This window comes from Mycobacterium sp. RTGN4, assembly GCF_033804635.1.
Lineage (GTDB): Bacteria > Actinomycetota > Actinomycetes > Mycobacteriales > Mycobacteriaceae > Mycobacterium.
This window is the reverse complement of sequence record NZ_JAPZLB010000001.1, coordinates 727,626-746,513: the sequence shown is the minus strand read 5'-3', so window position 1 is coordinate 746,513 and position 18,888 is coordinate 727,626. Positions and strand designations below refer to the sequence as shown.

The 18,888-nt window shown below is 66.6% G+C and carries 18 protein-coding genes; 9 read left to right on the top strand and 9 right to left on the bottom strand.

Annotated features, from left to right (window positions below):
• Positions 1–3: 3 nt before the first annotated feature.
• Positions 4–1,059 (top strand): acyl-CoA dehydrogenase family protein, encoded by a 1,056-nt coding sequence (locus SLQ30_RS03635; protein WP_319445459.1) that lies wholly within the window; start codon positions 4–6, stop codon positions 1,057–1,059.
• Complete coding sequence (locus tag SLQ30_RS03630; protein ID WP_319445458.1) at positions 1,060–2,262, top strand: acyl-CoA dehydrogenase family protein; 1,203 nt, start codon at positions 1,060–1,062, stop codon at positions 2,260–2,262.
• Here SLQ30_RS03630 and SLQ30_RS03625 read toward each other — a convergent pair.
• Together SLQ30_RS03625 and SLQ30_RS03620 are read right to left on the bottom strand one after the other, a co-directional pair.
• Positions 2,232–3,626 carry an FAD-dependent oxidoreductase gene (locus SLQ30_RS03625; protein WP_319445457.1) on the bottom strand — a complete coding sequence of 465 codons (1,395 nt, stop codon included), beginning with the start codon at positions 3,624–3,626 and terminating at the stop codon, positions 2,232–2,234. The two genes, SLQ30_RS03630 and SLQ30_RS03625, sit on opposite strands and share 31 nt — an antisense overlap.
• A gap of 121 nt (positions 3,627–3,747) precedes the next feature.
• Positions 3,748–4,458 (bottom strand): DUF427 domain-containing protein, encoded by a 711-nt coding sequence (locus SLQ30_RS03620; protein WP_319445456.1) that lies wholly within the window; start codon positions 4,456–4,458, stop codon positions 3,748–3,750.
• Positions 4,459–4,641: 183 nt separating this feature from the next.
• Between SLQ30_RS03620 and SLQ30_RS03615 the strand changes: the two genes are divergently transcribed.
• A complete protein-coding gene (locus tag SLQ30_RS03615) occupies positions 4,642–7,494 on the top strand; it encodes an FAD-binding and (Fe-S)-binding domain-containing protein (RefSeq protein WP_319445455.1) in 2,853 nt (950 codons plus the stop codon).
• Here SLQ30_RS03615 and SLQ30_RS03610 read toward each other — a convergent pair.
• Together SLQ30_RS03610 and SLQ30_RS03605 are read right to left on the bottom strand one after the other, a co-directional pair.
• A complete protein-coding gene (locus SLQ30_RS03610) occupies positions 7,451–7,705 on the bottom strand; it encodes a DUF2631 domain-containing protein (protein WP_319445454.1) in 255 nt (84 codons plus the stop codon). The two genes, SLQ30_RS03615 and SLQ30_RS03610, sit on opposite strands and share 44 nt — an antisense overlap.
• A 73-nt stretch (positions 7,706–7,778) precedes the next feature.
• Positions 7,779–9,071: a deoxyribodipyrimidine photo-lyase gene (locus SLQ30_RS03605; RefSeq protein WP_319445453.1), complete on the bottom strand. Its 1,293-nt coding sequence runs from the start codon at positions 9,069–9,071 to the stop codon at positions 7,779–7,781.
• A 58-nt stretch (positions 9,072–9,129) separates the two neighbouring features.
• Here SLQ30_RS03605 and SLQ30_RS03600 point away from each other — a divergent pair, with 58 nt between their 5' ends.
• The 5 genes from SLQ30_RS03600 to SLQ30_RS03580 are packed head-to-tail and all read left to right on the top strand — an operon-like array spanning position 9,130 to position 13,309.
• Entirely contained in the window at positions 9,130–9,999 is an 870-nt protein-coding gene (locus tag SLQ30_RS03600; RefSeq protein ID WP_319445452.1) for a TIGR03619 family F420-dependent LLM class oxidoreductase, read from the top strand.
• A gap of 36 nt (positions 10,000–10,035) precedes the next feature.
• Entirely contained in the window at positions 10,036–10,986 is a 951-nt protein-coding gene (gene puuE, locus SLQ30_RS03595) for an allantoinase PuuE (RefSeq protein WP_319445451.1), read from the top strand.
• Between the two features lie 15 nt (positions 10,987–11,001).
• Positions 11,002–11,718 carry an Rv3717 family N-acetylmuramoyl-L-alanine amidase gene (locus SLQ30_RS03590; RefSeq protein ID WP_319445450.1) on the top strand — a complete coding sequence of 239 codons (717 nt, stop codon included), beginning with the start codon at positions 11,002–11,004 and terminating at the stop codon, positions 11,716–11,718.
• 47 nt (positions 11,719–11,765) lie between these two features.
• Positions 11,766–12,554, top strand: a complete 789-nt coding sequence (locus tag SLQ30_RS03585; protein WP_319445449.1) for a MerR family transcriptional regulator — start codon at positions 11,766–11,768, stop codon at positions 12,552–12,554.
• Positions 12,551–13,309 carry an SDR family oxidoreductase gene (locus tag SLQ30_RS03580; RefSeq protein WP_319445448.1) on the top strand — a complete coding sequence of 253 codons (759 nt, stop codon included), beginning with the start codon at positions 12,551–12,553 and terminating at the stop codon, positions 13,307–13,309. Before SLQ30_RS03585 ends, SLQ30_RS03580 begins: the two co-directional genes overlap by 4 nt.
• Positions 13,310–13,318: 9 nt before the next feature.
• On the opposite strand, the gene SLQ30_RS03575 is transcribed toward SLQ30_RS03580, so the two are convergent.
• A complete protein-coding gene (locus SLQ30_RS03575; protein ID WP_319445447.1) occupies positions 13,319–13,759 on the bottom strand; it encodes a nitroreductase family deazaflavin-dependent oxidoreductase in 441 nt (146 codons plus the stop codon).
• 12 nt (positions 13,760–13,771) lie between these two features.
• Positions 13,772–14,623: an SDR family oxidoreductase gene (locus SLQ30_RS03570; protein ID WP_319445446.1), complete on the bottom strand. Its 852-nt coding sequence runs from the start codon at positions 14,621–14,623 to the stop codon at positions 13,772–13,774.
• 109 nt (positions 14,624–14,732) lie between these two features.
• On the opposite strand from SLQ30_RS03570, the gene sigI reads away from it, so the two are divergent.
• A complete protein-coding gene (sigI, locus tag SLQ30_RS03565; RefSeq protein ID WP_319445445.1) occupies positions 14,733–15,560 on the top strand; it encodes an RNA polymerase sigma factor SigI in 828 nt (275 codons plus the stop codon).
• Here sigI and SLQ30_RS03560 read toward each other — a convergent pair.
• The 3 genes from SLQ30_RS03560 to SLQ30_RS03550 form a co-directional block, all read right to left on the bottom strand.
• Positions 15,551–17,290 carry a cytochrome c biogenesis protein DipZ gene (locus SLQ30_RS03560; protein WP_319445444.1) on the bottom strand — a complete coding sequence of 580 codons (1,740 nt, stop codon included), beginning with the start codon at positions 17,288–17,290 and terminating at the stop codon, positions 15,551–15,553. The two genes, sigI and SLQ30_RS03560, sit on opposite strands and share 10 nt — an antisense overlap.
• Before the next feature lie 148 nt (positions 17,291–17,438).
• Positions 17,439–18,059 carry a fasciclin domain-containing protein gene (locus SLQ30_RS03555; protein WP_319445443.1) on the bottom strand — a complete coding sequence of 207 codons (621 nt, stop codon included), beginning with the start codon at positions 18,057–18,059 and terminating at the stop codon, positions 17,439–17,441.
• A gap of 54 nt (positions 18,060–18,113) precedes the next feature.
• Complete coding sequence (locus tag SLQ30_RS03550; protein ID WP_413467905.1) at positions 18,114–18,659, bottom strand: fasciclin domain-containing protein; 546 nt, start codon at positions 18,657–18,659, stop codon at positions 18,114–18,116.
• Between the last annotated feature and the right edge of the window lie 229 nt (positions 18,660–18,888).

Genomic DNA, 18,888 nt, shown 5'->3' with positions numbered 1-18,888 from the left:
TTGATGGACCGTTTCGAACTTCGCAGGCTCGACTACGGCCTTTCTGAAGACCACATCGCCGTGCAGGCCGCCTACCGGCAGTTCTTCAAGACCCATTGCTCGATCGAAACCGTCTGGGCAGCGCAGGATTCCGGATTCGACAAGAGCCTGTGGGAACGACTCTGTGCCACGGGCGCGACCACTATGGCACTGTCCGAGGCGAGTGGGGGAGACGGGGCGACGCTGGTCGACTTGACGCTCCTCGCCGAGGAACTGGGCAACGCGATCGCGCCACTGCCGTGGATCGATCACGTGTGCGCGACCCGACTGCTCGAGCGACTGGGGGTGCTCGACGAGGCGGCCGCCGTCAGTGGCGAACGCATCGTCGGCATCGACCCGCGACTGGTCGGCCCGAGCGGCCGACGGCTAATTCCGTCGGGAGCGGTCGCGGACCTCGTCGTGCTTCGGGACGGCGATGACATCGTCCTGGTGTCGTCGGACGACCAGCCGACGAAGGTCGACAACATCGGTCGACTTCCCATGGCCTGGATCGACCCACGGGCCGCCGACCACCGCGTCGTAGTGGCCAGTGGCCCCGAGGCGCTCGCGAGTCATCAACGGGCGCTCGATGAGTGGCGACTCCTGACGGCCAGCGCGCTCGTCGGGCTGGTCGACGCGACGTTGAACCTCGCTGCGGAATTCGCGAAGTCGCGCTACACGCTTGGCGTGCCGATCTCCACGTTGCAAGGCATCTCGCATCCCCTGGCCAACATCGCAATCGTGGTCGCGGGCGGCCGTAACCTGGTGCGCCGAGCCGCGTGGTACCTGGACAACGAGCCCGACGAACGACCCGAATTGGCGCCGTCGGCGTTCGTGTACATGGCCGAGGAAGCTTCGCGCTCGGCGACCATGGCCGTGCACGTGCAGGGCGGCCTCGGTGTGTCGGCAGAAGCGGCGTCCTCCGCCTACCTGGTGCGGGCAAGGGGCTGGCCCTTGGCTGGCGGCGATCCGGGTGCCACCGCCAAGTACGTCGCCGACATCGTTGTCGCGCGCGAAAGCCGTTCAGGGAAGGGCGAATAGATGGAGTTCTCCCGCGTCGAGTTGACGGCCGAGCATCAGGCCTTCCAGGACGACCTTCGTAGGTTTCTGGGCAGCATCGTCACCGACGAAGTGATCCGGCGCGATCGCGAGACGGGCGAGAACTTCGACGAGGGCGTACATCTCGCGCTCGGAGCGAAGGGCTATCTGAAGGAGTACTACAAAGCTGAGGCCGACGGTGGCTACGATGCGCTGCACATGCGGATCTTCGAATTGGAGATCGGACGGTCCCGCACTCCGTGGTTTCACTCGGGCACGACCAGAATGGTCGCGCAGGCACTGCAGCAGTTTGGGACGCCGGAGCTGGTTGCGGCCGTGTTGCCGGGGGTGCTGGCCGGCGACACTCGACTGTGCCTGGGCTACACCGAACCCGAGGGTGGGTCCGACGTGGCGACGTGCAAGACCCGTGCGGTGCGCGATGAAGCGGATGGATCAACTTGGATTGTCAATGGCTCCAAGATGTTCACGTCGAACGCCCAGAACGCCCAATACGTCTTCCTCATCACCAACACCGATGCCGACGCACCCAAACATCAGAGCCTGACGATGTTCCTGGTGCCGATGGATTCGCCAGGCATCGAGGTTCAGGGCATCCGCACCGTCGACGGTGACCGAACGAACATCACCTACTACAGCGACGTACGGGTCGACGACAAGTACCGCGTCGGTGAGGTCAACGGCGGGTGGGTGGTGCTGCGGGGTGCGCTCAACGCCGAGCACGGCACCATCGACAGGGATGCCGAAGGCCTTCAGAAGGTCGCCGCGATGTCCGAGCACGTCACGTTGCTCGCCGAAGCCGCCGACCGGATCGCGCGCATCGTGTCGGTACCCGACGACGATGGTCACCGCCTCATCGACGATGAGGCGGTGAAGTACCGCCTCGGGCGCAGCATCGCCAGGATGGAGGCGGCGATGAGCACACCCGACATGTTCGGCCGCGTCGCCAATACCCAGGCCCTGCGCGGACTGACGCCCGATCTGATGGACATCCTCGGCAACGCGAGCGCGCTTTCGGTCGGTACCGACGGCGCCGCCGACGACGGTGGCGCGGAGTTCCTCTTCCGACTGGCCTCGCCGATGGGTATCTACGGCGGCACGCTCGAGGTGTTCCGCAACATGATCGCCCAGCAGGCGCTGGGCCTCGGGCGGCCGAACTACTCGCCGCCTGTCGTGCGCCCGACCTGAGCCGAGGCGGTGACCCGTGTCGGCCGGCTCTGGCCGCGTCGGTTGGCTGAGGCGGCACGCCGCATCATAGAAGGGCGCAGCAACCGAATCGGTGCGTCGACAAGCCAGGCCACCTTGAGGAACTGCTCGAGCGCGACGGTGTCATGTTCGGCAGCGGTCAGCAACCGGTCCATGTACCCGCTGAGCAACCTCGTCGACAACGGTGGTGCGCCGTCGATCTCGGGTAGGGAGAGATCACCACCGGCCGCCAGTTGCCACGCCTGGCCGATTGGCTTTGCGGTAGCTCGGAAGAATCGCCGCGGCAGGTCAGTCGTGTCCCGGGACAGGCACTTTCGCAGCGCCAAAGCTTCCAGCGCGGCCACCGTCATACCCTGCCCATAGATCGGGTTGAAGCTGCACACCGCGTCTCCCACAACCAGCAAGCCGTCGGGCAGCAGTCGCGCTTTGTCGTACCGGCGCCAACGGCTCGACGGGAACCGGTGCTGCGCTGTCTCGCCAAGGGGTTCGGCCGTTCGCATGGCCGCCAAAATGTGGGCGGGCGCAAATGGTTCGGCGAAGTCGCACATCGCGGCACATCCGACAGGTGGATCGTTGCCCGCCATTCCGAAGACAGCGAACATAACGGTGTCGTGCTCGTATGTGAGCATCGCCATGCCGGTCGGTCGGCCGGGCACTGGGGCCACGAGACAAGCGCTCTCGTGCAGCGACTCTGGTGGCACACGCAGCAACTGACTCGCATACATCAGATGAATGACGACGTCGTCCTCGGCGGGGCGGCCGTAACCCAGCCTTTCCAGCATTGCCGGTGTCCGCGCGCCCCGCCCGGTGGCATCGACCACGAGATCGGCGCGCAGTTCCGACTCTAAGTTGTTGTGACGGTTTACTATTCGCGCACCGGTGATGCGATCACGGCTCGTATTGGACGTGACGTCGACGACGTCGTGACTATCGAGGAACGCGATGTTGCGAATCGCCCGTACCCGGCGCCGGATGTGGGACTCCAGAAAGGGTCTGCTTGGGGTGTACGCCCTCAGCCCTTCGAGCGAACCGAATTGCACGGCCAGGTGGCCGCCCATGTTGAAGTGGAGTTGCGATAGGTCCCCATAATCAAACCGGGGTGCACCGGCTTCGACGAGTTCGTTGAGAATCCCCGGGAAGAGTTCTTCAAGCACCTGCGCGCCTCGCAATAGCAGGCCATGGATCTGCCGGCCCTGCGGCACGCCGCGCCGGGTATCGGCGCCGTCGCTGAGCGCATCCCGCTCCACCACCGTGACCGTTTCAAAGAACTCGGCCAGTACTCGCGCGGCAACCAAGCCTGCCATGCTGGCCCCCAGAACCACCGCATGCTCACCGAGCTTTTCCATTGGCAACCCCCCGACTTGCGATCAGCATGGCAAGGGTTGGGCACGGCGACGTGAGTACTCGACTACTCGCATTTCGCCGATGTTGTGCCGGCAGAATGCACCGATACCGCCTCCGACTTCGTCAGGTCTCGCAACCGCAGTCCGTCGCGGACCCCGCGGCCTTCGGCAGTTCGGCGAGCACACCGACCCGCGTCTCGTCGAAACTGAGGAATCCCCGGATCGGCAGCGTCTCCGGCGGGGTGTCTTCGTAACTCCATGCCACGTCGTCGTAGACGCCTGCTCCGACGACCGCCGACCAATAGGTGGCGTCGCCCTTGTAGTTGCAATAGCTGGCCGTCTCGGATCGGCGGAGTAGGTCGGTGCGGACGTGAGCCGGATCGACGTAGAGCCTTGCCGCGAGCGAGGTTTCGAACACGACGACGGTGTCGGTGGTGTCCACCAGCACGGTGTCTGCGACGGTGACGCGGAGTCCGCGGTTGGTCGGTCGGCAGTCGATGCGGTGGTACGGGTTCGGTGGATAGTGGACGAGCTTGCGGCCCTCTTCGAGCCATGCGTCGACGGCGTCCCACGGCACGTGGACGTAACCGGGCGCCTCCGCCACGGGTTCGTGGGGGAGTGTGCCGACCTCGTCCGCCGGGAACGCGTAGCTGAGCGCGTGACCCGGGCGGTGCACCATCAGGACGTGCTCGGTGTCGATCACGGTGGCTCCGCCCGCCAACGCTTGAATGCGGCGCGGATGGGGTTCGACGAATACCACCCCGGTGGGCAGTGGCGAAGAGAACCATCCAGCGGGATCGGCGCTGAATGGCCCTCGACCGGCAACGAGACTCATGAGGTGGATCCTAAGTTGGGGAATGTCATGCTCATCGAACGTTACACATCTTGTTATATTTGTTACGGTTCGGCGGGTGTGGTCAGCCTACGCCTCGGGAGTCCTTGCGGGCTTTCCCATGCGCCGTGCTCCAGACTGAACTGACCCACGACAACGAAACCCAGCGCTCGAGGCGGTGCGTCAGTGCCCACGGAGAAGGTCCTCGGTGAGACAGGGGACGTCGTCGCTGCGCTGTTGCGCGCCGGCGTCACCGATGTCGATGCCTCGACGCGACGGCGAGCCGAGTACGCGGCCGATGCCTCGCTCTACCGCGTGGTTCCCGAGGTCGTGGTCTTTCCGCGCACGCCCGACGAGGTCGACGCCATCGTCGACGTCGGCCGCTCGCTTGGGGTGCCGCTGACCGCGCGCGGAGCGGGCACGTCGATCAGCGGCAACGCGGTGGGCCCCGGCATCGTGCTCGACTTCTCCCGACACCTCAATCGCGTGGTGGACATCGATCCGGCGTCGGCGACCGCGATCGTGCAACCAGGGGTCATCCTTGACGACCTCCAGCGGGCCGCCGCTCCCCATGGCCTGCGCTTCGGCCCCGATCCCTCCACCCACAGCCGATGCACGATCGGCGGAATGATCGGCAACAACGCATGCGGTTCACGCGCCTTGGGGTACGGCCGCACCGCCGACAACGTCATCGAGCTAGAACTGGTGACCGGCACCGGCGACCTTCTGCGGGTCGCCATGGGCAACCGCTCATCCACGTCTTCCACGCTGCGCAGCCTGGATGAGCTGGTCCAGTCGCGACTCGAACTGATCCGCACCGAGTTCGGCCGGTTCACCCGTCAGGTGTCCGGCTATTCGCTGGAGCACCTACTGCCGGAACACGGCTTCGACGTCGCGAAGGCCTGCGTCGGGACAGAAGGCACGTGGGGACTGCTCCGCGAGGCGACCGTGCGACTCGTTCGCGCTCCGACGGTCAGCGTGCTGCTGGTGTTGGGCTATCCCGACATGGCCTCCGCCGCTGACGCGGTCCCGGCGATCCTCCCGTTTCGCCCGGTGGCGGTCGAAGGCCTCGACGCACGCATCGTCGACGTCGTTCGGACCCGCAAGGGTGCCGCCGCGGTGCCGGAGCTTCCGGTCGGCCAGGGCTGGCTGCTCATCGAACTCTGCGGATCCGACCGGGCGGAGGTCACCGCCCGGGCTGACGCGACACTCGCCGCCGCGAACGCGAATCAGGGTCGGGTGGTCGAGCACGCAGGCGAGGCGGCCGCGCTCTGGAAGATTCGGGAGGACGGCGCGGGACTGGCTGCCAGGACCACCGATCCGCCGGGGCAGTCCGGCTGGGAGGACGCGGCCGTTCCACCCGAACATCTCGGCAGTTATCTGCGCGAGTTCGAGGCGCTCATGCGCGAGCGCCAGTTGACGGGCGTGCCGTACGGGCACTTTGGCGACGGCTGCATTCACATCCGCATCAACTTTCCACTCAGGCGCGCCGATGGGCAGGCCGTGTTCCGTGAATTCGTCACCGATGCGGCGAAACTCGTTGCCGGCTACGGCGGTTCGATGTCCGGCGAGCACGGAGATGGGCGCGCGCGAGGCGAACTGCTTGGCCTCATGTACACACCGGCGGCCATCGACACCTTTGCCGCGGTCAAGCACCTGTTCGATCCGTACGATGTGCTGAACCCCGGCGTCATCGTGCGGCCGCGCCCCATGGACGCCGACCTACGGGAGGTGGCGGCCAGGCCGATGCGCACGCAGCTGGCATTCGGTTACCCCCACGACGGCGGCGACTTCACCACTGCGGTGCACCGCTGTACCGGCGTCGGGAAGTGCCGTGTCACAAGCGGACCCGGCGTGATGTGCCCGTCGTTCCGGGCGACCAGGGACGAGAAGGATTCCACCCGCGGCCGTGCCCGGGTGCTTCAAGAGCTTGCCAACGGATCGATGGTGCGGGGCTGGCGTTCCCCGGAAGTGCTGGAATCACTCGACCTATGCCTGTCGTGCAAGGCCTGCTCCTCTGAGTGCCCGATCGGAGTGGACATGGCAACGCTGAAGGCCGAGGCGCTCTTTCAGCGTTACCGCGGCAGGCTGAGACCGGCCGCGCACTACTCGTTGGGGTGGCTGCCGCGCTGGGCACGGCTGGCGGCGCTGATGCCGCGCACGGTCAACCGGGTGATGGCAAGTCCGTTGGCGCCGGTCGGCAAGCGGTTGGCCGGAGTCGACGCCCGCCGCGACCTGCCCGTGTTCGCCCGCCAGACGTTCCGTCGATGGTTTGGCCAACACCCAAGTGCTAGTGGTGATCCGGTGATGCTGTGGGTGGACACGTTCACCGATTACTTCACCCCGGAGGTCGGGATCGCTGCGGTGAACGTACTCGAGGACGCCGGTTACTCCGTATGCATCCCGCCGCAGCGGCTCTGCTGTGGACTGACGCTGATCTCCACCGGCCAGCTCGATGCAGCGCGAAAAGTGCTGAACCGCAGCGTCACTGCACTCGCCGACGCGGCCCGCGCCGGGGTGCCCATCGTTGGTCTGGAACCATCGTGCACCGCGGTGTTCCGCAGTGACGCCGTCGAGCTACTCGGGGAAGGCGAAGGCGTCACCGCCGTCTCGAGCTCGGTGCGCACCCTCGCCGAGCTACTCGGCTCCACCGACGGATGGGAGCCGCCCACCCTGGCCGGCCTCGATGCGGTCGTTCAGCCGCACTGTCACCACCGCGCGGTGCTCGGTTTCGAAACAGACCTCGCAATCCTTCGACGCGCCGGAGTCGTGCCGCGGGTGGTGGAAGGCTGCTGTGGATTGGCGGGCAACTTCGGCGCTGAGCGCGGGCACTACGACGTCAGCGTCGCCATCGCCGGACACGACCTGATGCCGGCCGTCGAGCAGGCCGATGAGCACGCGCCGGTGCTCACGGATGGGTTTTCCTGCCGCACTCAACTACGTGATGTGACCGGACGCGAAGGGATCCACCTCGCAGAACTGCTCGCCAGGAAGGCTAGCGATTCCATCCGCGGCGGCGCAGCCACCAGTCCCGGATGACGACGGTGAAGATGACCAAGGCGACCACCACGAGGAAGATGTCCTCGACCTTGCCGACGTGATTGCCGCGAAGCATGAGCAACATGAACAAGCCGGCGAGGATGCCGCCGATCTGGATGACGAGGTGGTTCTGATGGGACCAACCCCACGCCGCCGACGGCACGTCCTCGACGTCGACGCCGGTATGTCGTTCGACCTCGGTGTTGGCCACGGCTTACTCCTCACGGTGGGCTGACGCTGGGCTCATTCTGGCATACGACGGTGCGTCGTAGCAGCCCGGTGGGTCACCGGATCGCTTGGTAGCGGCGCAGCGCCTCGGTGCGCTCGGCACGGTGGTCGACCATCGGGTCCGGGTAGTCGGGGGTGCCGAACTCGGGCACCCAACGGCGCACGTACTCCTGGTCCGGATCGAACTTGCGGCCTTGCGTGTCCGGGTTGAACACCCGGAAGTACGGCGCAGCGTCGGTGCCGCAGCCCGCCGCCCATTGCCAGCCGTGCTGGTTGCTGGCCATGTCGCCGTCGACCAGTTGGTCGAGGAACCACCGGGCGCCCCACTGCCACGGCAGGTGCAGGTCCTTGACCAGGAACGACGCCACGATCATGCGCACCCGATTGTGCATGAAGCCGCACTCGGAAAGCTGTCGCATCCCGGCATCGACGATGGGGAACCCGGTCCGGCCCGCCTTCCACGTCTCGAACCGCTGCTTGGCCTCGGCGTCCTCGTCGACCTCGATCCGGTCGAACGCGTCGTTCCAGTTCCGCCACCGGCTTCGCGGCCACTCGTAGAGCACGCCGGCGTAGAAGTCGCGGAACGCCAGTTCGCGTAAGTACGCCTGAGCACCCTTGCCCTGGCCTAGGTCCTTGGCCATCGTGCGGGGGTGGATGGTCCCGAACTTGAGGTGCGCCGACATCCGGCTGACGCCGTCCACGTCGGGCCGATTCCGGTCGTCGGCGTAGTCGCCGAGCCTTGTCTCGACGAATCGCCTCCAGGCCTTTCGCGCTGCCGACTCGCCTGCGGGCAACTCAAGTCGAACGTCGCCGGTCGGAATGTCGACGCCTCCTTCGACGCCTGAGGGGTCGAGGAAGGTCGCGGACGTGGGTCCCGTCTTCGCAGGCGCTCGCCACCCGTGCCCGCGCCATGCGGCGTAGAACGGCGTGAACACCTTGTAGGGCGTGCCGTCGCCCTTGGTCACCCGGCCCGGTGAAACTAGATACGGCGAACCGGATTCCTCGAGCGGCACATCGCCCAGCGCTTCGCGCACCGCGGTGTCGCGGCGCACGCCGAACGGTGAGAAGTCCGCCGACACGTGCACCGAGGTCGCATGAATCTGCTTGGCCAATACCGGGATTCGCGCCTCCGGGCGGCCTCGGGTGACGAGCAGCCTGCCGTCGAGACCGTCGCGCAGCTCACGCAATGAGTCGTACAAAAATTGCAGCCGGCGTGACCCGGAGGAGGCCTGCAGGCGCGGGTCCAGCACGTAGCAGGCAAGCACGTCGCCATCCGCGTTCGCGGCGTCTGAGAGCGCAGGCAGATCATGCAGTCGCAGGTCGCGCCGGAACCACATCAGCGTGGGCATCCACAGATCCTGCCCCGAATTCGCCATCGCGAAACCCCATGTACGGCAGGCTGGGGCAATGCAATTCTGGTCGGGGACGGCTTTCTTGAACACTGCGGACGCGTTGGCGGTGACCCGCATGCTCGATGAGACCGGCTACGACGGGATGATCTGCGCCGACCATCTGATCTATCCCCGCAACCTGAGGTCCCCGTATCCGACCGGGGCGGACACCCCGCCGTGGGAGCCGGAGACGGCGTGGCCCGATTCGTGGGTGATGATCGGCGCGATGGCGGCCGTGACCACCCGACTGCGCTTCACCAACGCGGTCTACATCGCGCCGTCACGTCCACTGCTCGAGGTGGCCAAGCAGGTCGCCACTGCAGCGGTGATCTCCGAGGGGCGCGTCACGCTGACGGTCGGGGCGGGCTGGATGCGCGAGGAGTTCGAGTTGCTCGGCCAGTCGTTCGAAGATCGCGGCAAGCGACTCAACGAGATGATCCCCGCGTTGCGCGCATTGTGGCAGGGCGGCTGGGTGTCGTGGGACGGCGAGCACTACCAGGTGCCCGAGCTCATGATGGAGCCTCATCCGCCCGCCCCGGTGGCGATCATGTGCGGCGGCGAATCTGAGGCCGCGCTGCGTCGCGCCGCCCGGCTTTGCGACGGCTGGGTCGGAACCGCCTATGGGTGGGATGACGCAGTGCACTACGTCGAGCGCCTGCACGCGCTGCGCCGCGAGTACGGCCGCGCCGACGAGCCATTCGACATCATGTTGGCGCTCATGGACATTCCTAGTCCCGACCTCTACAAACGCGCGGAGGACATCGGGATCACCGCGGTGATGTGCGCACCGTGGATGGGGGCGGACGGTGTCGATCCCGCGGACGTGAGCACCTTCCGTGCACCCATCGAACGCTTCGCCGAGTCCGTCGTCGCCCATGTGCGCTGATCGGCGTACCGACGACATGGCTGTCAGAATGCCAACATGAGCGTGACCTTCGGCGGCGACGACGACGTAGCCGGCTATCCGCGCGACATGGTTGGGTACGGCCCCAATCCACCTGACCCGCGCTGGCCCGGCGGTGCCAACGTCGCGCTGCAGTTCGTGCTGAACTACGAAGAGGGAGGCGAGCGCAACGTTCTGCACGGTGACCTGGAGTCGGAGACCTTCCTGTCCGACGTGGTTGGGGCGCAGGCCTTTCCGAACCGGCACATGAGTGTGGAGTCGCTCTACGAATACGGTTCGCGTGCCGGACTCTGGCGGGTACTTCGGGTGTTCGACCGGCGCCAGCTGCCGCTGACGGTGTTCGGCGTCGCGACGGCGCTGGCCCGCAATCCCGAAGCGGTGGCGGCGTTCATGGCGCGCGGTGACGAGCTCGCCTGTCACGGATTGCGTTGGCTCAGTTACCAACTCGTCGAGCCGGGGCTAGAGCGGGAACACATGGCCGAAGCCGTCGCGCTGATGACGGCATTGACCGGCGAGGCACCGCTGGGCTGGTACACCGGCCGGGATTCACCGCAGACCCGCAGGCTCGTCGTCGAGCATGGCGGTTTCCTCTACGACTCCGACTCGTACGCCGACGACCTGCCGTACTGGACGCGCGTCGATGGCGTCGACGGACCCGTCGACCACCTGGTGGTGCCGTACACGTTGGACACCAACGACATGAAGTTCGTGTCACCCAGCGGATTTCCCAGTGGCACCGACTTCTTCACCTATCTGCGGGACGCGTTTGACGTGCTCTATGCCGAAGGTGCCGCCGGTGCACCCAAGATGTTGTCCATCGGGCTGCATTGCAGGCTCGTCGGGCGCCCGGCGCGGATCGCGGCGCTCGAGCGCTTTCTGGATCACGTGCAGTCCCACGACAAGGTGTGGATTGCGCGCAGGGTCGACATCGCCAGGCACTGGGTCGAACACTTCCCGCCGCGCGCATGACGCTAGCCTCGTTCGATGCGTGCCTTGGTGTATTCGGCAGCGGTCGTGCTGTTCGCTGCGGGACTCGCCGCAGCGCCGGCGCCGGTAGCCCGCGCCGAGCTCGCTGGCAAGGTGATCGTGCTCGACGCGGGCCACGGCGCATCGGCCAACGCGCCGTTGACCAGCCAGGTCCCGAACGGACGCGGCGGGACCAAGGACTGCCAGACGACGGGCACGTCGACCAATGACGGTTTCGGAGAGCACACCTTCACCTGGGACGTGACGACGCTGATCCGCGCACAGCTCGAGCAACTCGGTGCCACCACGGTCATGACTCGCAACGACGACACCGGTCCTGCGCCGTGCGTCGACGCGCGTGCCGCGCTGGCCAATGCGCAGCATCCGGCCGCGATCATCAGCATTCACGGTGACGGCGGCCCGCCGTCCGGACACGGTTTTCACGTCAACTTCTCGAGTCCACCGGTCTTCGACGAGCAAGCCGATCTGCGGCTGGCGCAGACGATGCGGGATGCGCTGGCGGCGTCGGGACTGACACCGTCGACCTACATCGGCTCCGATGGGCTGTACGGGCGCGCTGACCTCGCCGGGCTCAATCTCGCCCAATACCCGGCCGTATTGATCGAGCTCGGGAACATGCGCAACGCCGACGACGCCGCTCGGATGGCCAGCCCGCAGGGCCAGGCCGCATACGCCGCAGCCGTGGTTGCGGGGCTCGCCACATATATCTCTTGATCCAGCTCGCTTGACCTTCCCGCTGGGGGAGACTTCAGACTGGCTGCATGCTCTCGATTGGCGACTTCTCGCGGATGACGCGGCTGAGTGTCAAGACGCTGCGGCACTACCACGACGTCGGGCTCATCGCTCCGCACCACGTCGACCGCTCCAGCGGTTACCGCTACTACGCCTACGAGCAGGTTCCGACCGCCCAGGTGATCACTCGACTGCGCGCGCTCGACATGCCGTTGCCCGAGGTGAAGGCGGTACTCGCGGCGCCGCCCGACGATCGCAACGCGCTCATCAGCGCACACCTCGGCAGGTTGGAGCAGCGGTTGGCGACCACCCAGAATGCCGTCCGGGCGCTGCGTGACATCCTCGATCGCCCGAGCGATGGGTTGCCGCTGGAGCACCGCAGCGTCGAGGCCACGCCGTCCTTCGCGGTGCACGCCACCGTCGACCGCGACGACCTGGTGGGGTGGTTCTTCGATGCGGTCACCGAGGTGCGGGACGCCGTGCAGCGCAAGCGCCTCGTCCAGACGGGTCCGCTCGGCGCCCTGTACGGGTTCGACGTGTACGCCAACGACCGCGGGCCGGTGACGGTGTTCCTACCGGTAGAAGGTGGTGAATTCATCGTGCCCGCAGCCGAACTCGTCGTCATCCGACACTGCGGCCCCCATGACGACGTCGACCTTGCCTACAGCGAACTCGGCGAGTACGCGACCCGACACGAGCTCAGCGTCGAGGCCCCGCTGCGCGAGTACTACGAGCGGTTCTCCTGGGACACCGACGACTCTTCGCAGTGGGCGACCGACCTCTGCTGGCCCATCTTCCGAACGGAGCACGCATCATGAACCTCAACGGACGCCGCGCAGTGGTGACCGGCGGCAGCAAGGGGGCAGGCGCCGCGGTGGTGGCCCGGCTGAGGGCAGCAGGGGCGGTCACCACGGTCGTGGCCCGACACGCACCCGAGGACGCGGACGACTTCGTGGCAGCGGACATCACCACGTCAGAAGGTGCTGACGCCGTCGCCGCGCACGTGGGCAGGCTCGGCGGTACGCAGCTCCTGGTGCACGTCGCGGGCGGATCGTCAGCGCCCGCAGGCGGATTCGCGGAATTGACCGACCAGGACTGGCTTGCCGAGATGCAACTCAACCTGCTCGGTGCGGTCCGGCTCGACCGGGCCTTGGTGCCTGCGATGATCGAAGCCGGATCGGGCGCCATCGTCCACGTCGGGTCGATCCAGAGCCGCATGCCGTTGTACGACGGCACGCTCGGCTACGCCGCAGCGAAGGCCGCCCTGCGCGCCTATAGCAAGGGGCTCGCCAATGAGCTTGCGCCCAAGGGTATTCGGGTCAACACCGTCTCGCCCGGGTTCATTCAGACCACCGCGGCCGAGGCGCTGGTGACACGCATCGCCGACGCGGCGGGCACCGACGAGGCCGCCGCGCTGCAGACGCTCATGGACTCGCTTGGCGGAATCCCGCTGGGTAGGCCTGCCCAACCCGCGGAGATCGCCGAGGTGATCGCGTTCCTGGTGTCCGACGCGGCCTCATCGGTGGTCGGCGCCGACATTGTGGTCGACGGCGGCACCGTGACGACGGTCTAGGGTTACCCGCTACGCAGGGTCGAACCGGAACACCGCCAATTGTCCTGCCAGCGCCTCGAATTCGTCGGGCGTGCCGTCCTGGACGAGGCCGCTGCGCTTGGCGAACCCGACACCGACCGGCACCTTCACCGCGAACGCCCGCAGGACCGGCCGCGACTCCTCTGCGGACATTTCGACGATCCTGACCTGCCGGGAGCGACGGCCTCTGGTGAGCGTTCCTAGCCCCGCCGCACGGGCGTTGGCCGCCCAGTCCGCTCGGGGGTAACCCGCCACCGTGTACAGGCCGCCGTCGTGGTCGAAGGGCGTCATCGGGGTGCGGCGCGGTTGGCCGGACTTGCGGCCAGGCACGGTCAACACCTGCGATGGGCCGGCGGGCACGCCGAGTTTCTGGACGGCGATCATGACCTTGTTCATCGGCTTCAGCCACTTGGGCGGGCGTATCTCTGACATGTGTTGACTCCCTTACGAATTGGTGAACAGGTTGCGGTGCTCGGAAACCCACCGCCCGAACGTCGTGGCCGGCCGCTCGAGGATCTTCTCGACGTCGTGGGTCACCAACGCGGGGCGGTCGAGCGTTTCGGCCTGCATCGCGATGTATGCGTCGGCGAACTCGGCGCCGAAGCCGATCGCGATGAAGCGCTGCCGCACCATCTCCGGAGGTGCTTCGAGGTAACGCAGTTCGCGACCGAGCACGGTGCCGATGGTCTCGACCATTTCGGAGTTGGTCAGCGCGTGAGGTCCGGTCAGCGGTATGCGCTGGCCCACCAGCGCGTCGGTCAGCACGGCGACGGCGGCGACGGCCGCGATGTCACCCTCGTCGATCGGTGCCGTCGTGGCGCTCGCGTACGGGCCGCCGACCACGTCCCCGGCCCGCAGCTGGGGACCCCACATACCCGCGAAATTGGACGCGAATACCGTCGGGCGCAGGCTGACCCACTCAAGGCCCGACTCGATGGAGAGCTGCTCGACCTCCCGGTTGCGGTCGCCGCGGAACCGGGACGGTTGGAGGGCGAAGTCGTCGTCGGCGTTGATTGCCGACAGCGCGATCAGCCGGGCCACGCCGGCGTCGCGGGCGGCGTCGACCGTGGCCGCCAGTTGCTCACCCAACGCACGCGAGTTGAGGAACACCGTCGTGGCGCCGGGGATGGCCGCCTCGACGGTGTCGAATGGCGTGACACCGGAAGGAAAGTCCGTGTCGGCCGGATTGCGGGTGACTGCTCTGACGTCGACTCCGGCTGCGGCGAGCGCCGTGACGAGGTGGCGACCGACGTTGCCGGTTGCTCCGGTGACGACGACGATTGGTGAGTGCGACATGTCGTGCTCCTTGAGGTCGGGGGTAACTGTCATCAAGGACGGGTGGGCGCTGCGAAAAGTTACATGCCGCAATCGGTAACTTTTCCGGCCGCTGATTCGTCGTAGAGGTATGGAGCTCACTGCGGCGTGGCGGAGCCACCGCCCCTACCTGGTGCATCTCGCCTACCAGATGCTCGGCGACGTGGGGGAGGCCGAGGACGTCGTGCAGGAGGCGTTCCTGCGGCTGTCGGACACCGACGGGATCGACGACGTCCGCGGTTGGCTGACCGTGGTGGCAGGCCGGCTGTGCCTGGATCAACTCCGCTCGGCGCGCGTGCGGCTGGTCACGATCCTGCCTCCGGAGCGCGACGTTTCCACCGCGGACGATCCCGCCGACCGCGTCACCCTCGACGACGAGGTCGGCACCGCGCTGCTGGAGGTGCTGCGACGGCTGAGCCCGGCAGAGCGGGTCGCCTTCGTACTACACGACGTATTCGCGGTGCCGTTCGAGGAGATCGCCGAAACGGTGGGCCGGCCGGTGGGCACGTGCCGCCAGTTGGCGCGCCGGGCGCGGGCGAAGTTCGCCGACGCGGCGCCACGTCCGACCGACGTCACGCCTGCCGAGCACCAACACGTCACCGAGGCGTTCATCACCGCCTGCGCCAACGGCGACCTGCAGGGGCTGGCGTCCCTGTTGGATGCCTCGGTGTGGGGCGTCGGCACCGTGCTGGCCGATCCCGCACCGCCGCAACAGGTCAACCACGGTCCGCACGACGTCGCCGCAAACCTGATGCGTTACCTAGGTCCAGGAGCAACGGTGGTCGGAGGGCCCGCGGGCGAACCGGTGCTACTGGCCTTCGACCGCGGCAGGTTGTTCGCCATCATCGTGTTGACGATTCGCGACGGCATGGTGTGCAAGATCGAGGCCACCGCCGACCCTTCGGCGCGTCACCCGTAGGTGAACGAAAATGCTTGCAGGCCTTTCGAAAGCCTGACCTCAAGGCTCCCGGCGCCGGCGACGTCATCGGCCACCACCGGACGCATGTTGGGTGGTCCGCTCACCGGAACCGTCGTCGTCTTCCCAGCCCTGGAGACGGTCACCGTGCCCGTGCCGCCGACCACCAGGTAGACGTTGCGGGCGTGATAGTTCAATTCGATGGCGGAGTCGTCGGACTGGGACGTGACGCCCTGGTAGTCCACCGCCCACGGTCCCCGTAGCGCGAAGCTGTCGTCGGCGAGTTTGGCGGGGTACGCGAAGGCGCGGACGCCCTGGTCGTAGTCGCCCGGTCCGCCGTAGTTCACCACCTTGCCGACACTGAAGTACGTCTCCGGGGTGAGTTTGGTGGTCGGCGTGGTGTCGGGCGCGTCGATCGCCTTGGGCAGGTCGGCGTTCTGCTCGGAAAGTAGTTGGCGGATCAGCTTTTCCGTGACGTCATAGTCGCCCTCGCCGAACTGGACGTGTCGCACCGTGCCCTGCTGGTCGATGAGGTACTCGGCAGGCCAGTAGCGGTTGCGGTAGTTGGTCCACGTCGAGAAGCCGTTGTCCATGGCGATCGGGTAGGTGATGCCAAGGTCCTTCGCACCGCTGACGACGTTGGCCTCCTCCTTCTCGAACGCGTACTCGGGGGTGTGCACCCCGATGACCTCGAACCCCTCGTCCCTGTACGCCCCATACCACCCGACGACATGCGGGATGGCGCGCTGGCAGTTGATGCACGAGTACGCCCAGAAGTCGATGAGCACGACCTTGCCGCGCAAGGACTTCAAGTCGATCGGCGCGTCGCCGGGGGTGTTCAGCCACTTGGTGATGCCTTTGAGATCTGGTGCGGTCCCACAGCTTTCGAGATCTGGCCCACCATTGGAGCAGTTCGACAATTGCGCGTTCTGGTCGTTGACCAGGCCACCAAGGTTGAGCTCGCGCAGCTGCTCCTCGCCACCGACTTTCTTCTGCAACGAACTGGTGTAGTCGGGGATGGCGCGTTGCAACACGGCGGGCAGATTGAACACCAATGCGACGGCGAGCAGGATCGTCACAACCCCTGCGGCGATGCGGATCCCGCGCTGGCGACGCCGGAACGCGGCGACGCGCTCGGCCACCCGCTGCCCGGCTAGCGCGAAGAACAGCAACGGCAATGCGGCACCAACGGCGAACGACAGCGTCAGCGCGACCGTGCTGAGTCCGATGGTGCCGGTGGCACCCGCGACGACGATGGCGGCCAGGACCGGCCCAGCGCACGGCACGTAAAGCACTCCAAGGGCCAACCCGAGCCCGAAACCTCTTCGACCAGAACCGAACTGCTTCTGAGGAAGTCGTGAGAACGGCTTCTCGAGGAGCGCTTCGACCTGCGGGAAGATCAAGCCCAGCCCGATCGCCACCAGTGCCACCAGGGCCACCCAGCGGATCGCGTCCTGCGGAAGGTGCAGCAGCGACAACAGCGCCGAACCGAGCAGCGTCACCACGCTGAAGCTCAACACCAGACCCGCGATCACCCAGTAGGGCCGCAGCCGTTCCGACACCGCAGGCTTGGTCTCGACCTTGGTGGCCACCGCGCCCGGGGGCGCTGGCTCGGCAGCGTCGTCGCCGGTGCGGGTGCCGGAGAAGAAGATGACGGGCAGCACCGGAAGGATGCACGGTGAGATGCCGGTGATCAGTCCGCCGAGGAAGCCAATGAAGATCAGTGTGGACATGTCTACTATTCGTCGCCAATCCGGTTTTGGATCGTCCGGTGACCAGCCAAAAAGGGCTGCTGCGAACGATATTCGATGATGCTACCCAACGTCGACAGGGCGGCCCGGCGCGAAGCCGGACCGCCCTGTCTTTCGAGCGTGCTGCGAATTACATCGCTGGCGGCGGTGCGGGCGGCATCAGCACCGTGTCGATCAGGTACACCGTGGCATTGGCGGTCTTGACGCCGCCGCAGACCACGGAGGCGTTGTCGACCTTCAGGTCGTTACCCTTGCCCGTGACGGTGACGTCGGCGCCCTGCATCGTCTTGCGAGTACCCGCCACCTGGGCGGGACTTTCCTGACCCTCGACCACGTGGTAAGTCAGGATGCTGGTCAGCAGCGCCGAATCGGTCTTGAGCGTCTCGATCGTCGCCGGATCGAGCTTGGCGAAGGCCGCGTCGGTCGGTGCGAACACCGTCAGCGACGGAGCGCCATTGAGCGTGTCGACGAGGTTGACGTTCGGGTTCAGCTGACCGGATACCGCCTGCGTCAGCGTCTTCAGCATCGGGTTGTTGGATGCGGCGGTGGCTACCGGATCCTGCGACATGCCCGTGACCGAGGCCGGCCCGGTCGGGTTCTGCTTGGCGTAACCCGCGCACCCGGCGCCGACGAGGCCCGCGGCGGGATCAGCATTCGCGACAGCGACGGACGAGGCGAACATGCCTGCGGCGACGACGGCCGCGACGGATACCCCCGTCAGGGACTTCTTGGTCTTCTGCGTGATCTTCATCTGAGTTCAACTTCCATTTCTATTGGGGGACATGCGTTCGGGTGCTAGCGCCGCTCAGTTGGCTGGCGGCATCAACACGGTGTCGATCATGTAGACGGTGGCGTTGGCGGTCTTCACTCCGCCGCAGACCAGGCCTGCGTCGTTGACCTTGAGGTCTGCGCCCGACCCGGTCACCGTGACGGCTCCGCCCTGCAGTGTCTTGTGGTCACCGACGACCGCGGTGGGGCTGGCCTGACCCTCGACCACGTGGTAGGTCAGGATCTTGGTCAGCAGGTCGGAATCGGTCTTCAGTTTCTCGAGCGTGGCGGCGTCGATCTTGGCGAACGCCTCATTGGTCGGCGCGAAGACCGTCAGGCCGGGGTTGCTGTTGAGCGTCTCGACGAGGTTCACGTTCGGGTTGAGCTTGCCCGACAACGCGGACGTCAGCGTCGTCAACTCGGGGTTGTTGGATGCGGCGACGGCGACGGGGTCTTGCGCCATGCCTGCGACGGACCCGGGACCGCTCGGGACCTTCTGGGCATATCCGGCGCAGCCGGAGCCGACAAGCTCGCCGGCGGGATCGGCCATCGCGCTCGTCGAAGGAGCCGCAGCGCTGGTCATGGCCGCGCTTGAAGAGCTGCTGGCCGATGTGCTCGATGCTGGGGTGCTCGAACAGGCGGACACACCGAGCATCGCAACTGCGCTCAGACCCGCCGCGGCAATCGCCTTGCGGTGACTTGGTTTCATGACTTTCCCCACTCCAATGTGTTCGGGACGACGTGAGCGTCGGCCTCGTGTCTGACAGTGGGGATTCGCCATGAGCTCTGACACGGATGGCCTGAGTTGTGGC